This window comes from Novosphingobium sp. ES2-1, from assembly GCF_015169775.1.
GTDB classification, from domain to species: domain Bacteria; phylum Pseudomonadota; class Alphaproteobacteria; order Sphingomonadales; family Sphingomonadaceae; genus Novosphingobium; species Novosphingobium subterraneum.
On record NZ_CP063445.1, the window covers coordinates 2,080,646 to 2,096,181 of the forward strand.

The window sequence follows — 15,536 nt, forward strand, 5'->3', positions numbered from 1 at the left end:
CATTTTCTGACGGAGACCACCCATGTTCGACATTACCAAGCTCGCCGCCACCGAGACCTCCACCGTGGAACTGGTGGGCGGCGATGACGCGCCGCTCCATGATGCAGACGGCAACCGTCTCTCGATCACGGTCTATGGGCCGGGCACGCGGATCTACCAGCGCGCCCAGGCCCGCCAGCAGAACCTGCTGGTCGACAAGATCAAGAAGCGTGGGCGCATGGATCAGACGGCCGAGGAAAAGCTCGGCGAACAGGCCGAGTTCCTCGCTGCCTGCACGGTCAGCTTCAACCATTTCACCTATCCGCCGGCCGAAGGGCTGGAAGGCGCCGCCCTGTTCCGCAAGGCCTACGAGGATCCCTCGATCGGCTTCATCGCGGCCCAGGTCGCGACCCACATCAATGACTGGGCAAATTTTACGACGAGCTCGGCCGCGAGCTGAGCCTCTACGTCCGGCAGCTGGCCTGGCTCGGCACCGCGCCGAAGCCGCGCCAGTCCGGCAGCAAGGCAACGGAAGATCCTGATACGCAGACCCGGCTCCAGCGCATGACAGCGGACGGTATCGTCCCTGACATGCCGCCGGTCCGGGCCCCATGGATCATCGATACCCTGATGGACATCGGCGCATCCGAACCCGGCGCCATGGGACCGGTGCCGCTGTCGTGGGCGACTATCACCCATTGGCAGTCGTGCATGGGCGTTGACCTCGCGCCCTGGCTCTGCCGGTTGCTCCGCCGTCTCTCGGTCGAGTTCGTCACCGAAAGCCAGAATGCGCGCGAACCCGATTGCCCAGCGCCATGGACCGACATTGCCGAAGGTCACAACCGAACCACCATCTCCCGGAAAGTCTCCCAGGCCTTCCGGGCGCTGATCCTGTCGAAGGAGGATGCCTCATGAAAGCCGGCACCCTCGAAATCGAGATGATCACCAATGTTGCCCGGCTCCAGAAGGAGATGGCCGACATGAAGCGTGCGGTTGGCGGCGCCATGGGCGATATCGCGGCGACCTCCGGTCGCGCTGACCGGGCTATTGAGGCAGTCGGTACGCGCGGCATGACCCGCATGGGCGGGTCTGCAAAGCTTGCCGGTCACCAGATGCAGAACCTCGTCTACCAGTTGAACGATGTGGTTGTGAGCCTGGCCTCGGGCCAGAAGCCGATGACCGTGTTCATGCAGCAGGGCTCGCAGATCGGCCAGATCGCGATGCAGGCCGGTGTCGGCATTGGCGGCATGGCCCGGGCGGTGCTGGGACTTGCTGCCAGTGCAGCGGCTGCCGCGCTCACCAATCCCTATCTGTTGGCTGCAGCAGCGGCAGCCGGGATTGCGTTCGGCGCGTTCAAGATGTTCCAGTCGAGCGTCAAGCAGTCGGGCGAACTCGACCGCTATGCCCAGAGCCTTGGCCTCACCGCCAAGGAGATGGAAAAGCTGGGGCCGGTCGGGATCACGGCCGGCGACGTCGTGCGCGGGCTTTGGCGCACGATCAGCGACGGGCTCAACCTCGGCGCAGTCTTCTCCAGCCTCAAGGACTGGGCAGTCTGGGCATTCCAGAAGGTGCTCGAGGTCGGCAAGATCAGCATCGCAGTGATCTATGCCGGGTGGGTCGGCGGGTTCAGCGCGATCCGCACCGTCTGGCAGGCGCTGCCCGGCGTGATCGGCGAAGCCGCCGTTGGGGCCGCCAACCTGGCCATCAGCGGGATCGAGTATCTTGCCAACAAGGCCATCGCCGCGCTCAACTGGCTGGCCAGCTGGGTCAATCCGGTGCTCGATCGGGTCGGCCTTGCCACCATCAGCCAGATCGAGACGGTTGCCCTGCCGCGCATGGAAAACAGCTTTGCCGGCTCGACCGCCCGCATGGGGGCCACGGTGCGCGACGAGTTCACCTCGGCCTTTGGCGACGCCATGACCATGATGGATGCGTTTTCGGCACAGTGGCGCGAGAACACGCTGCAGGCGGCCCGCGATCGGCTCGCTGCCGATGCGGCAGGGATCCGCGCTGATCGCTCGGACCGGGCCGGCCGCACCGGAACCGGCCGCAGCAGCCGCGAGGAAAGCGAAGCCGAGCGCGCCCTCCAGGCCGCTCAGGAGTTTGCCGCCAATCTTGCCCTGGAAACCGCCAAGATCGGCAAGACGCCGATCGAGATCAAGCGGATGGAAGTCGCCATGGCGGCACTGAAAGCCCCGACTGACGCCGCGCGCATTGCCATTCTCGAAGCCGGCGAAGCCTGGGAGCAGGCCACCCGCGCTTTCGCGACCTCGGAGTTCCTGCGCCAGACGGTGGCCCCGCTCGAACTGCAGGTCTCGCTGCTCGGCCAGTCGGCCCGCGCGCAGGCGCTGGCCAATCTCGAGGCCGAACGCGAGCAGATCGTGCTCGAGCGCGGGGTCGAGGCGTGGGAACGCTATCGCGCCGCGCGCAACCAGCTGATCGAGCATGATTTCGGCCTGAAGGAACAGGAGCAGTATCTCGATACGCTCCAGGAGATGGCGGACCAGACCCAGACCGCCGCGCAGGGCATGGCCGAAGCCTTCGGCAGTGTCGGCGGTGCCATCGGGGCAGTCGCTGCAGAGTTTGCGCGCTATGCTGCTGACCAGGAGGCCGCCACCCGGCGCATTGCCGAGGCCGAGCGCGAATATGGCCGGTCTTCGTTTCAGTATGCCGCAGCCCGCACTGCGCAGGCAGCGGCCGAGATCAACCACTACGGCAATCTCGCCAGCGCCGCGAAGGGCTTCTTCAAGGCGGGGTCCAAGGGGTTCCAGGCGCTGGAAGCGGCCGAGAAGGCCTTCCGGGCCTATGAACTGGCCGTCGCGATCAAGAACGCCGCGGTAAAGATCGGGCTGATCGGTGCGCAGACGACCGCCAAGGTTGCCTCCGACACTGCCATGGACGCGTCCGATACGGCGCGGGCCGGTGTCGAACAGGGCAACTCGATCATCACCACCGGCATCAAGGCGGTGGAGGCCGTCGTAAATGCGATCCGCTCGCTGCCGTTCCCGCTCAACATTGCGGCCGGCGCGGTCACGGCCGGGGTCATTGCCTCGCTCGGTGTCGCGATCGGGGGGGCCTTTGGCGGTGGTGGACCGAAACTTGAACCTGCCAACGACGGCACCGGCACGGTGTTCGGGGATGCGGAAGCCAAGTCCGAAAGCATCGCCAAAGCCATCGATCACCTGCGCGAGGTCGACACGCTGACCATGCGCTATTCGGCGGCCATGCTGGCGTCGCTGCGAAGCATCGAGGCCAATATAGGCGGGCTCACCAATCTCATCATCCGCACCAATGGCGCCGAAGACCTTGCTGCCGGCGTGCAGACCGGGTTCAAGCCGACCGGCGTCACCGCCATCCTGGGCGGTGCGATGCAGAAAGTGGGCTCGGTCCTCGACAAGATCCCGGTGATCGGCGGTATCCTCGGCGGTGTCGTGGGCGCGATCGGCAAGCTGATCGGTTCGCTGTTCGGCACCAAGACCAGCGTTGTCGGCCAGGGTATTTATGGCGGTGCCCAGTCGCTCGGCGGCATCATGGCCGGCGGGTTCCAGGGCCAGTATTACACCGACATCCAGAAAAAGAAGAAGTTCCTCGGGATCACGACCAGCACCCGCTACAGCACGCAATATTCCGAGGCCAGCGCCGAACTGGAACGTCAGTTCAGCCTGATCTTCACCGGCTTCTACGATGCCATCTCGGCCGCTGCCGGACCGCTGGGTCTGTCGCTCGACGAGGTGCAGGCTCGGCTCGACAGCTTCGTCATCAACATCGGCAAGATTGACCTCAAGGGCCTGACCGGCGCGCAGATCCAGGAGAAACTGGCGGCCGTGTTCGGCGCGGCGGCCGACAACCTGGCCCGCTACGCCATTGCCGGTCTCGACCAGTTCCAGAAGGTTGGCGAAGGCTATTTCGAGACCCTGATCCGGGTCGCCTCGAGCGTCGAGGCGGTCACCAGCGCCATGACCATGCTGGGCCGGTCCACACAGCTGACGATCGCCGCGTCGATGGATCTGGTCGAAATGTTCGGCACGGTCAGCGACATGACCGCGGCTACGGCTGAGTATTTTGCGCTCTATTACACCGGCACCGAACAGGCCGCCGCCCGCACGGCCCAAATGACGAAGGCGCTGGCCAGCATGGGGCTTGCCATGCCCGACAGCATCGCCGGTTTCCGGGCGCTGGTCGAAGCGCAGGACCTCACCACTGAGGCCGGGCGCGCTGCCTATGTCGCCCTGGTCCAGCTAGCCCCGGCGTTCGCGGACCTGGTGGGCGCAGCACAGGATGCGGCCAGCGCGGCCGCCATTGCTGACGAACGCCTGTCGCTCGAGCGCCGCCTGCTGGAACTGCAGGGCGATACCGCGGCGCTGCGGGCGCTCGACCTTGCCCAGCTCGACGCATCCAACCGGGCGCTGCAGCAGCAGATCTGGGCGCTCGAGGACCAGCGGCAGGCAGCTGAAGCGGCAGCCAGTGCCGCCGAGAAGCTGCGCTCGGCATGGGCGGCGATCACCGATGCCCTGATGGCCGAGATCGAGCGGATCCGCGGCGTCATGGGCACGAAGTCCGGCAGCTATGCCGAGGCGCTGGCGAAGTTCAACAATGCTTCCATGCTGGCTCGCGGTGGTGACCAGGAGGCCGCCAAGGCGCTGCCGGGTCTGAGCCAGGCGCTGCTGTCACAGGCTGCCGAAACCGCCCGGTCGTCCGAGGATCTTGCGCGCCTGCAGGGCCTGACGGCGGTCAGTCTGGAACAGACGCTGGCGATCATCAGTCAGGCTGCCGGGAGCGGCACGGCCACCGATACAGGCGCGGCCGCATCCAGCGCACCCGGCTGGTGGGAGCAGTTCGCGGCCAACCAGATGGGCACGGCATCCGTTCCAGGGAATGGTGGCCAGTCGGCGCTGCTCGATGAACTTCGGGCGCTGCGGCAGGAAGTGGCGGACCTGCGCGGTGAACAGCGCATTGCCTCGGCCGCGATCGCTTCGGGGACGAGCAAGACCGCTCGCATCCTCGAACGGGTGACCCCGGATGGCGACGCCCTGTCGACGAGGACGGCGGCATGAAGCTGCTACGTCCCGTCACGATCACCGATGCCATGCTGACCAGCAGCACCGTGCCCGAAAATGACCATCCGGCCTGGAGTGTCGGCACAGCCTACGTGACCGGCAACCGGGTGATCCTTGCCTCAACCCACCGGCGCTACGAGGCACTGGCGGCCTCGACCGGGGTCAACCCGGCGACCGATCCGACGAAGTGGCTGGACCTTGGTCCCACCAACCGCTGGGCGATGTTTGATGCGCGGGTCGGCACGGCCAGCACCCGGGCGGCGTCACTCCAGGCCGTCCTGGCGCCAGGCGCGGTCGATGCCGTGGCGCTGATCGATACCGATGCCGAAAGCGCCACCGTCACGCTGACCGTCGATGGGGTGACCAACTACACAAGCACGCTGAGCTTCAACCTCGGCGGCAATGCCATCGACAACTGGTTCTCCTGGTTCTTCGAGCCGATCGGGCGCAAGTCGACGCTGCTGTTCCTCGATGTGCCGGTCTACGCCAATGGCGTCGTCACCGTCACCATCACCCGCGATAATCCGGCCGACATCGTGTCGTGCGGGTCGTTGCTGCTGGGGCGTCAGCTCTCGCTGGGAGACACCGAACACGGCGTAGACATCGGCATCATCGATTACAGCCGCAAGGAAGCCGACCAGTTTGGCGTCATCTCGGTTGTGGAGCGCGCCTTTGCCAAGCGCATGACCGCTCGGGTCGTCATGCTGTTGATTTCCGCTGAGAGTTGACCCGGGAAGGTCCAAAGTTTCCACTGAGAAGTGACCCATGTTCTGAGCTTCCCCCTGGCATTTGCGTCGGGGGATCAAGGAGTGATCGACATGGCGTTATTGAGCGTAATCCGGCGCTGGCATTTCCGCGAAGGGATGCCGATCCGGGAGATTGAGCGACGTACCGGATTGTCGCGCAACACGATCCGCAAGTACCTGCGCGCCGGCACGGTAGAGCCCAAGTTCAAGGTTCCCGAGCGGCCAAGCAAGCTCGACCCGTTCGCCGAGAAGCTGTCAGCATGGCTACGGATCGAGGTCGGCAGGTCGCGCAAGCAGCGGCGCACGGCCAAGCAGATGCACGCCGATCTGGTAACACTCGGCTATGACGGTTCCTACAACCGCGTCGCCGCGTTCGTGCGAGCCTGGAAGGCCGAGCGGCAGCGTGATGCCCAGACCAGCGGCCGCGGCACTTTCGTCCCGCTGGCGTTCGCGCCGGGCGAGGCGTTCCAGTTCGACTGGAGCGAGGACTGGGCGATCATTGCCGGCGAGCGGACCAAGCTGCAGGTGGCGCACAGCAAGCTGTCGCACAGCCGCGCGTTCATCGTCAGGGCATATCTGCTGCAGACCCACGAGATGCTGTTCGACGCGCTGACCCAGGCATTCCGGGTTCTAGGCGGCGTCCCCCGGCGCGGGATCTTTGATAATATGAAGACCGCGGTCGACCGGATCGGCGCCGGCAAGGTCCGACAGGTCAACGCCCGGTTCGCAGCGATGGCCAGCCACTACCTGTTCGAGCCGGATTTCTGCAACCCGGCCGCCGGTTGGGAGAAGGGACAGGTCGAGAAGAACGTCCAGGATGCCCGGCGCAGGTTGTGGCAGCCACTGCCCAGCTTCCCCGATCTGGCGGCGCTCAACGCCTGGCTCGAACAGCGCTGCATCGAACAATGGGGCCAGATCCAGCATGGCGTCCTGCCCGGCACGATCGCCGATGCCTGGGCCGACGAGGTAGTCAGCCTGATGCCGCTGGGGCGGAGCTTCGACGGCTTCGTCGAGCACGCCAAGCGGGTCTCGCCGACCTGCCTCATACACTTCGAGCGCAACCGCTACAGCGTGCCGGCATCCTTCGCCAACCGGCCGGTCAGCCTGCGCGTCTATCCCGACCGGATCGTCATTGCCGCCGAAGGCCAGATCCTGTGCGAGCATGACCGGATCATCGAACGCTCGCACCACCTGCCGGGGCGGACGGTCTACGACTGGCGGCACTATCTGGCGGTGATCCAGCGCAAGCCTGGCGCCCTGCGCAATGGCGCGCCCTTCGCCGAACTGCCCGATGCGTTTCGGCGGCTGCAGGGCCATCTGCTCAAACGTCCCGGCGGTGACCGGGAGATGGTCGAGATCCTCGCGCTCGTCCTGCAGTACGATGAGCAGGCGGTGCTTTGCGCCGTCGAGCTGGCGCTCGAGGCCGGCGTTCCGACCAAGACCCACATCCTCAACATCCTGCACCGGCTGACCGACGGCAAGGCCGGTACTCCGCCGAGGATCGACGCTCCACAGGCGCTGAGCCTGGTCCGCGAGCCCAGGGCCAACGTCGAGCGCTACGACGCGCTCCGCAACAAGGAGACCGCCCGTGCGTCATGATCCTGCCAGTGCTGCCGTCGTGGTCATGCTACGCGGCCTCAAGATGTACGGCATGGCCCAGGCCGTCAGCGAACTCGTCGAGCAGGGCGCACCGGCCTTCGATACCGCGGTGCCGATCCTGTCACAGCTGCTCAAGGCCGAGGTCGCCGAGCGTGAGGTCCGTTCGATCGCCTACCAGATCAAGGCCGCCCGCTTCCCCGCCTACAAGGACCTCGCCGGCTTCGACTTCGCTTCCAGCGAGATCAATGAGGCCATGGTCCGCCAACTGCACCGCGGCGAGTTCATCGACGGCGCACACAACGTCGTGCTGATCGGCGGGCCGGGCACCGGCAAGACCCACATCGCCACCGCGCTCGGCATCCAGGCGGTCGAGCATCATCGCAAGAAGGTCCGCTTCTTCGCCACCGTCGACCTGGTCAACGCGCTCGAGCAGGAAAAGGCCATGAACAGGGCGGGCCAGCTGGCCGAACGGCTGCTGCGCCTCGACCTCGTCATCCTCGACGAGCTCGGCTACCTGCCGTTCAGCTCGTCAGGCGGTGCATTGCTGTTCCACCTGCTCAGCAAACTCTACGAGCGCACCAGCGTCGTCATTACCACCAACCTCAGCTTCAGCGAGTGGGCTGGCGTGTTCGGCGATGCCAAGATGACCACCGCGCTGCTCGATCGGCTTACCCATCACTGCCACATCCTGGAGACCGGAAACGACAGCTTCCGCTTCAGAGCCAGCACCGCCGCCGCGCCCAAAACACGAAAGGAAAAATCACCCGCTTGACCCCATCCCCGCATCGCGGGACATAACTTCAACCCGGGTCACTTCTCGATGAAAATCCCGGGTCAACTCTCAGCGGAAATCAACACCTTGATGACGCCTTCGATTGGGCGGTCGACGGGCTTCTCGAATATGTCGCGCAAAATGGTCATATCGGCCCCCTCAGACCTCGTAATTGAAGATGTTGAAAGCACGATAATATTTGTCGTCGTGCAGAATTCCGAAAAGATCCAGCGAGGCCCCGCTGGCCAAGGCGTGCGTGTAGTTTCCAGGGAAAAACATCAGAGTTGGCTTTTCCTTGGCCGTGCTCTGCAGATTGTTCAGCACGTTATGCGAACGGATATAGGGGAATACTTCACCCACGCCGGAAAGGAACAGGACGTCAAACGATTGGCTTGCCAGCCTCTTGCCGATTTCGGGGATGAGGTGCGTCTCGGGATCAAGGACGTTCTGCAAAAGCTCCTGTAGCTCGTCCTTTGTGACACCCGGCTCGGCAGCGATCAGCTCATCCCAGATCCCGCGCTCGCGCAGCATTTCGATTGCCAGATCATAGAGATTGATATCCAGCACCGTGACGCCGCGATTGGCCAGCTGCCTGACCAGCTGGCCCCGCACCTGTTCCATGTCCACAGCGTCGCCAGCCGGGAAAGGGCAGATGAAGAAAGGAACCTCGTTCCCCAGGCCCAGCTTCCTGAGAAAGCGCTGGCTTGAAACGACTTCCAGCAAATGGTCCTGACGCTCTCGGGGCGTCATCGTGTTTGTATCTCTTGTCATCAGGCACCCCTTTGCCTGCCGAGCTCCGCGCCCGGGAAATATCGCAGTTCATGCGGGTCGGATTGCGCCATCAGGGCCATGAAGCTCGGCGAGAGCAGCGCCCGACAAATATGATCCTCCTGGTTAAGGATCCCCGCCTCTCTCATGAGCCTAAACAGAATCTGACGCAGTTTTTCGCGGGTCGAAGTGCTGATGGCTTCAAGCTCGGGCTCCCATTCAGCCTTGGCCGCATAGAACGCATCGAAGTCGTCGTAGGTGATGTGGGTGCGGAAACTGAGGAAACGCTCGGACAGGAGTTCAACCGCGAACTCACCAATGAACCGATAGCCTCGGCACAGTGCCAGCCAGAGGACCGAAAGCTGATCGGCGTAATCACCATGACAAAGAAGATCGATCTCGTCCGCCTTGAGAACTTCGAGGCGATTGGCGATCTCCCGGACCGAGCGGGTCACCGATGACTGTTTGCGGAATGGGATGACTCCCTTTTCACCTGCGGCCTTTTTGACCGCAGTCCAGTCTCCTAGCTCCTGATAGAGGCGTGCGATCGCAACGCTCTCGTTCAGGAACAGGCCGCCGGTGCCGAAGGACATCCGATATTTTGAGGTGCTCGCCTTCTGAATCATGAGTTGGCGCCATTCCCGTTCAGGAACGCCACCTTGTCCGCGTTCAGCAGCACGATCTGTTGATCCTGAGGGCGCCTGGCTGTGGGATCCGTGTCCAGCCCCAAACGCTTCAATGCATAGTACAACAAGGCACGCCGCACCGGGATAGTCACTTGCCCATCGGTCATCCCGTAATCGAGCTCGATAGCGCGACGCTGACCATCACTGAGTGCTGGATGAGCCCCGATTTCCAGATGCACCAACTCATGCCACGCCGTGTCATTTGTCGCCCGCGCATCCGCCGGGCGACTTTGCTTGGTTTCCGCGATGCGGGACAGAACAAAGTCTTTGAACTGCCCGCTTTGCTCGCAAAACGCGCGTGCATGCCAGCGGAAGCCATCGAACCCAAGGGCGTGGGGAATGATCCAGCGCCATTGCGGCTCTGGTGAGGACATCGACTGGTAGCAAACTTCGACCGCCTCATGACGACGGATGGCAATTACGATCGTGCGAAGAACCGTCGGAAGCACGCCTCTGGCCGGGAAAGGGATGCTCCCGAAATCCGGGATGTTTCCGATCCATGCCTCATGCTTATCGAGGAGGCCATCCGACAGCGAACGCACTTGCGACAGGTAGAGGCTGGCATCGGGTTTCAGGAAAAGCGGTTTGAATGCTGATGTTCGGACATAGGTTCGGGCACTCTTATCGTAACTCATGTTGTCCGGTGCCAGGCCGAGGTAACGGTTCAGGTCCGTAGACGCCTGATTGACTGACACGTTGAAGGTGTCGATGATATCTCCGCGATTGACGTAGCCTTCCCAGAAAAGCCTGAATTCGATGAACTCGAGCTTGCGCTCGACGCCCCATCTCAAATTCGGTTTCTCGTCCACGGCCAATCCCCTTGCCTGCGAATCAATTTTTGGACCCGCCCAGAAAGTTGACTCTCAAATCGTCTAACTGGGAATGGCTTCAGCAGCAATCAGCTTGTTGCCACCAAGGCCATCCTGCATGGCCAATCGGGATGCCCGTCCGTCCTGCAACGATTGATGTGCGGCCCGCGATCAGACCATATCCTTATCGATCATCCGAAAGGTTTGAACAGGAAGCGGCGGAATGTCGTCTATCTCTGATGGGAGCCGTAATTCGTGAAGCTCGGTGACGTCACGGGTCAATCCGTAGGCGAGCAGGAGACGCGACTGATCTCCGTTCTCTCGAAGGATCTTCGATGGTGGAGCTGGGCGCTTCAACGGGATGGCCCCAAGCACCTGGTCTTGAGGGAGCAAATTTATATAGCGGGTGTGGAGGTCGGTGTCGCACCCGCCTCCGGTAATCACCAATTGGACCGGCATCCGCCTGCGGCCTGGCTTGAACAAGCTGGGCGCTCGCGTGTCGGCCTTGGCCTTCCCATACACATCTTCGAAAAGGTAATCGCATGCCCGCGCGAAGGTGGTGTCATCGATCCCAGCAGATCGGGCGACTTCAAGAGCACCTGCTCCGAACAGATCCACGCCCGCTGTGAACACTGACGCCCTGAGCTGGGCCTGCAAATTGAACGAGACGATATCCAGCGTCGATGCCCCCACATCGATCAGAATATGGGCGCCGTGCTGGACCATGGGGTCTGCTGCATATCCAGCGATCGCTGCGGTCAGTTCAGGCACAAGCTGCAAGTAGGGAGGCAGGGTGGACGGCGCAGCCGCCAGCTCTGCCTTCAATGCCTGCAGGTTCAACGAGCGAACTTTCGGCGCCAGCGCATAGGCTGCTGTTACCAGGCGGGAAAACTCCGTGAAAGCTCTCTTGTCATCACGAACAGCGACTGGAATTCCGATGTTGATGAGTACGAAATGATCCGCGCCGACCGGGTGCAGTGGCTGCTCAAGAGCGTAGGCCCCGACCATATAGGCGAACTGCAGAGCCAGAAATGCCGTTGCGGCTTCAGCTCTTGTGACCTGAGGCACCTGTGGCATAGGGTTCGAGCCATGACCGGCAATCAACCCTGTTTTGAAACCGTCGAGCGCAATCGCGCCATCCACCGGATATAGCGAGAATTCCTCGTTTCCTGGGTGATACCAGATGACGCTCTGCCACAGGCCAGGATGCTGTGCGGATCGAAGTTCATCTGGTACAGGTATCACGGCCACAGGATCGTCGGCCACATAAGGCTGACGATAGGCTACCTTGAGCGAGCTTGTGCCAAAATCGAAGCCAATGATGTAACCGTCTTCGTCTGGTTCTGGACGATCCCGCAAGATGGCTGATCCAGCAGCAACGGCGCGGTCAATAATTGCTTTGCTCGCATTGGAAATCGAATGCGGCCGCTCCTCGACCGAAGGTGTGGAACCGCCGACCAGCGCCCGCACACGATCCGCAGCGGATTTTCGCAACTTCGCGGGATCGTCGGCCACGGCAGGCTTGGGCTTTTGCGCAGGTGCTGGCCGAGCAACCGGTTTTGCGGCCTCGACAGGTTTGTGGGGCGTTGGAGACGCGGTCGGCTGCCATCCCTCCGCTGCGTCTTCCTTGGCTTCGCCTGGTAACGGCGTGTTTAGGCGTTCCAAGGCTGCCGCCGTCAATTTCGGCTTGGGACCTGTCGGCTGCTGAACCGGCCTTGCCGGTTGCGAGGCCGCGCGCCGTTTCTCTTCGGCCTCTTGCTGACGTCTGGCTTCAGCAGCTGCGGCTTCAGATTTGATCAACGTGCGTTTCAGATCCCCAAGCGCGGACCCGAGATCACCGAGCGTAGCCTTCGGAAAGCGGTGATTTCGGCTCATCGGATCAGCCCGCCACTTCAATGATCGCCACGCCGACGAGTTGCGGCTGGGCGATCTCAAAGGCATCCTCCTTGACCTTCAGATCGTCCAGTTTGACGTCCATCCGGGCAAGAAATTTATCGAGCTTCCCTTGGAGCATCTTGGCAGATCGCAGTTTCTTGTCCTTCTGTTGGACATCGCCGCCTGACAGTTCCAGATCGAGAATCCGGGATTTCATGTCGGTGCGTTTTCGTTCCCGGTGTTCCTGGACCAGTGCAATTTGGGTTTCGATCTGGTCATAATGCCGAGCAGCCTCAGCATTCTCGAAATCGTCCCGAGCGTTGGCAATGAGCGGGATGATCCTGTTTTCGACAGCATCGATCGCGCTGTTCAGTTCCGCCGGAGTAAGTGCCGAGAGGCTGGGATCAGAGGTCAGGGCCTGAATGAGCAGCTTTTCGGCATCGTCAGGTCCGACAACCTCGCCCGTCCGGATTTCGGATGCGAGATAAAACAGCTTGTCGACGGGAACGAGGCCATCGATCGACCAGCGTTCTACCGCGACTGCGTATCGCCCCTGCTTCAGACCGCCGGCTTCCTGTCGGGAAATCTTAAGCGATGTGACAGGCCGAATGGCGAGACCGGCGAGGCGGCGTTGGCGGATCTCGGATGCGAACCGTGCCAACGGGTGTGTCATGGGTACGGTATCGATCGCGCGAAAGCGGCCCGGGTCGGGATTGCTGCCGAATACGACACGGACACCAGATCCAGCATCTCTTCTGAAGCGCGTCGGGTAACGCTTGGCCGAACTGTCCAGAAACCGTGCGAATTCTGCCTGTGCGCGCGAGGACAGACGCGCTTCATAGATTTCCACCGACGCGCCCGGCACCCGATCAAATCTGGTGTCGGGGAAATTCTCCACGAGCGTGCTGACGATGTAGTCCCGAAGGTCGCTGCTCGAGAGCATTTTGTGAGGTGCGTTGGCCTCCTTGATGCGGTTGAGGATGTTTTCTCCGTGGGCGATGAGCCCAGGCGCCTCACGCTCCAGTTGATCCGCCTGCTGCTTGCGGGCTTCGGCCGCTTGGGTCGCGCGGTCGATCTCTGCTGCTCGCTCAGCGAGACTCAGCGTGGGGTCAGACAGGATGATGTCGAGATCCTTGACGATCTCGCCCAGAATCGGCTCGAAATCGCCTAGGGCGTATCGAATGATGTCGAGGCGCTGATAGAGGCGATCATAGACGATCTCCTCGATGGTATTGCTGGCAATAAGATTGATGATGTCCACGGATTCGGACTGCTGACCAATACGATCGACGCGGCCGATCCGCTGTTCAACTTTCATGGGATTCCAGGGCAGATCCCAATTGAGCACGATGCGGCAGAATTGCAGGTCAAGACCTTCGCCGCCGACTTCTGAGGTCAGGAGCACGGTGCCGCCTGGCGCATCCGCGAACCGTTCAACGGTCTGCTGGCGGTCCTCTTTGATCCCGCCGTGGAGTTCCACGACATTAATCCCCTGGGATTCCAATCGCCCCTTGAGATAGCTGATGACGCGCCTGAAGCTTGAAAAGACTATCAGCTTCTGGTCGCCATCTGCAGACTTGAGGTCTTTGATCGCAGCGCTCAGCCTCTCGAACTTGGTATCGTTCCGTTCCAGCTCAGCAAGGACCGTGCGGTCATTGCAGATTTCGCCAAGAGCACTGACAAGCGGACCTGGGACCGATTTCGGCGCGTCGTCGTCCTCTTCATCCAGCGAAAGATTGCCGGTCTTCTCCCCCCAATGGCGATAAGCCGACGCCAGGCTGGACGCCAGAAGACGCTGTGTCTGAGCTAGCAGGAACCGTTCATTGAGATCCCGGTCATAGGCGTAACGCTCGATCGCATGCGTAATTCGATCATAGAATTTGCGTTCGTCCGCTGACATTTCCCAAGGAATGGTCTTGGGCCGCCGCTCGACCTTGAACTCAGCCACATCCCGGCGTCGTGTTCGGTTCACAATCGAACCAAGCAGCGACATCTCCTCTAGCCGGGCGGCCAAACGCACCCTGGTTTCAGGGGTATCTTCTACGCCAGACTTCAGTTCAGCGCGAAGGCGCTTGAGACGCCCCCCGGTTTTGAGAATCCGCCCAGGCGGCAGCTCATCTATCAATTTTGCCACTGAGGCTATGGGAACACCCGGATTTCTGGCTGCTTCGCAGGCGGCGACCAGGGGCGCGTTTTCATCCTGCAGGATTGCAAACTGCCATTCGTTTTCAAACGTGTCCGGATCAAGCAGTTTCAGCAGCACCCGCAGGTCGTTCGAGCGCAGGTTGATGGGGGTGGCGGATAGCAAAAGGCTATAGTCTGCAGCCTCGGTGACCAGCTGTCCGAGTTTATGATTGGCGGTATCGGCATTGCGCATGTGGTGGGCTTCATCGAAGATCACCAGGTCGAACAGCTCATCATCTCGTTCATCAGCCAGGTAGCGAGCCAGTTGCCCCCTCGCGGACTGGTCAGGCTCCACATCGTCATTCCATTTCGCTGGAGGCCGCAGCGACGAAAGTGATGCGATGGCGGCGAAGCCCTGCTTGCGCTCGGCATCGTCGCGCAGCAGGTCCATCAGCTCCGCCGCATTGCACGCCTTGGCTTCCACGTTGAACTTTGAGCGCAGCTCAGCCCGCCATTTTTCCACGAGGGGCTTGGGACACACGACCAGCAGCCGCCGAGCGTCGAAGCGGGCAACCAGTTCGGTCCAGATCAGCCCTGCTTCAATGGTCTTACCCAGACCGACTTCGTCCGCAATCAAAAGCCCTCGCGCCGGAGCGTTGAGCAGCTTCAACAGGGGTTTGAACTGATATGCATGAAACTGGGTGTTGGTGGCACCCATGGCGTAGATCATGTCTGCTAGCTTGCCGGTCATCCTCAGGTGATTGATCGTACGCCGCAGATCAATCGGTGAGGAAAGCTTGCCATTGCGAAGATCCTCGAGCGCGTCGACTTCTGCCTCCACGCGTTCAAGCTGGCTGGCTGGGCGGCGGGCGCGACCGGTGGGAAATTCCACCTCTATCATGAGGCGACCGGTCATCTCTTGCGGGGGCGTGTCCGTAACGACCCCCACTGCGGAAGGATCGCGCTTAAGGCGCACTCGTTCTCCAGGCTTGAAGTTCATCGGTTCAAGCGCCCCCCGTTCCCCTATCAACCGCGCAGATGCGAATCAGTTAATTGACCCGCACAGAAAGTTGACCCTCAAATTATCTAACTGGGAATACCGTAAGCAGCAACCGGCTTGT

At 62.0% G+C, this 15,536-nt stretch carries 11 protein-coding genes; 6 read left to right on the plus strand and 5 right to left on the minus strand.

Going from position 1 to position 15,536, the window contains the following annotated elements; translation table 11 throughout:
- Window positions 1-22: 22 nt before the first annotated feature.
- From IM701_RS10065 to istB, 6 genes are all read left to right on the plus strand, one after another.
- A complete protein-coding gene (locus tag IM701_RS10065; RefSeq protein ID WP_193826867.1) occupies window positions 23-439 on the plus strand; it encodes a hypothetical protein in 417 nt (138 codons plus the stop codon).
- A 104-nt stretch (window positions 440-543) separates the two neighbouring features.
- Window positions 544-894, plus strand: coding sequence for a hypothetical protein (locus IM701_RS10070; RefSeq protein ID WP_193826868.1), 351 nt, complete (start codon window positions 544-546; stop codon window positions 892-894).
- Window positions 891-5,033, plus strand: a complete 4,143-nt coding sequence (locus IM701_RS10075) for a phage tail length tape measure family protein (protein ID WP_193826869.1) — start codon at window positions 891-893, stop codon at window positions 5,031-5,033. The genes IM701_RS10070 and IM701_RS10075 overlap by 4 nt, the downstream gene beginning before the upstream one ends.
- Window positions 5,030-5,764, plus strand: coding sequence for a hypothetical protein (locus IM701_RS10080; RefSeq protein WP_193826870.1), 735 nt, complete (start codon window positions 5,030-5,032; stop codon window positions 5,762-5,764). Before IM701_RS10075 ends, IM701_RS10080 begins: the two co-directional genes overlap by 4 nt.
- Before the next feature lie 90 nt (window positions 5,765-5,854).
- Complete coding sequence (istA, locus tag IM701_RS10085; RefSeq protein ID WP_193826871.1) at window positions 5,855-7,381, plus strand: IS21 family transposase; 1,527 nt, start codon at window positions 5,855-5,857, stop codon at window positions 7,379-7,381.
- A complete protein-coding gene (gene istB / locus IM701_RS10090) occupies window positions 7,371-8,153 on the plus strand; it encodes an IS21-like element helper ATPase IstB (protein WP_193826872.1) in 783 nt (260 codons plus the stop codon). The genes istA and istB overlap by 11 nt, the downstream gene beginning before the upstream one ends.
- A gap of 159 nt (window positions 8,154-8,312) precedes the next feature.
- On the opposite strand, the gene IM701_RS10095 is transcribed toward istB, so the two are convergent.
- The 5 genes from IM701_RS10095 to IM701_RS10115 all read right to left on the minus strand — a co-directional run bounded on the left by IM701_RS10095 (window position 8,313) and on the right by IM701_RS10115 (window position 15,415).
- Complete coding sequence (locus IM701_RS10095) at window positions 8,313-8,903, minus strand: DUF1788 domain-containing protein (RefSeq protein WP_230487658.1); 591 nt, start codon at window positions 8,901-8,903, stop codon at window positions 8,313-8,315.
- A 20-nt stretch (window positions 8,904-8,923) separates the two neighbouring features.
- On the minus strand, window positions 8,924-9,547 hold the full coding sequence (locus IM701_RS10100; protein ID WP_230487659.1) for a DUF1819 family protein: 624 nt from the start codon (window positions 9,545-9,547) through the stop codon (window positions 8,924-8,926).
- Window positions 9,544-10,416: a WYL domain-containing protein gene (locus IM701_RS10105; protein WP_230487660.1), complete on the minus strand. Its 873-nt coding sequence runs from the start codon at window positions 10,414-10,416 to the stop codon at window positions 9,544-9,546. The genes IM701_RS10100 and IM701_RS10105 overlap by 4 nt, the downstream gene beginning before the upstream one ends.
- Window positions 10,417-10,587: 171 nt before the next feature.
- On the minus strand, window positions 10,588-12,291 hold the full coding sequence (locus IM701_RS10110; protein ID WP_193826875.1) for a hypothetical protein: 1,704 nt from the start codon (window positions 12,289-12,291) through the stop codon (window positions 10,588-10,590).
- A gap of 4 nt (window positions 12,292-12,295) precedes the next feature.
- Window positions 12,296-15,415 carry a helicase-related protein gene (locus tag IM701_RS10115; protein WP_193826876.1) on the minus strand — a complete coding sequence of 1,040 codons (3,120 nt, stop codon included), beginning with the start codon at window positions 15,413-15,415 and terminating at the stop codon, window positions 12,296-12,298.
- Window positions 15,416-15,536 lie beyond the last annotated feature (121 nt).

Coding starts and splice junctions, on each gene's coding strand:
- IM701_RS10080 (WP_193826870.1), top strand. CDS start 5,030: ATGAAGCTGCTACGTCCCGTCACGATCACCGATGCCATGCTGACCAGC.
- IM701_RS10100 (WP_230487659.1), bottom strand. CDS start 9,547: ATGATTCAGAAGGCGAGCACCTCAAAATATCGGATGTCCTTCGGCACC.
- IM701_RS10095 (WP_230487658.1), bottom strand. CDS start 8,903: ATGACGCCCCGAGAGCGTCAGGACCATTTGCTGGAAGTCGTTTCAAGC.
- IM701_RS10070 (WP_193826868.1), top strand. CDS start 544: ATGACAGCGGACGGTATCGTCCCTGACATGCCGCCGGTCCGGGCCCCA.
- istA (WP_193826871.1), top strand. CDS start 5,855: ATGGCGTTATTGAGCGTAATCCGGCGCTGGCATTTCCGCGAAGGGATG.
- IM701_RS10110 (WP_193826875.1), bottom strand. CDS start 12,291: ATGAGCCGAAATCACCGCTTTCCGAAGGCTACGCTCGGTGATCTCGGG.
- IM701_RS10115 (WP_193826876.1), bottom strand. CDS start 15,415: ATGAACTTCAAGCCTGGAGAACGAGTGCGCCTTAAGCGCGATCCTTCC.
- IM701_RS10075 (WP_193826869.1), top strand. CDS start 891: ATGAAAGCCGGCACCCTCGAAATCGAGATGATCACCAATGTTGCCCGG.
- IM701_RS10065 (WP_193826867.1), top strand. CDS start 23: ATGTTCGACATTACCAAGCTCGCCGCCACCGAGACCTCCACCGTGGAA.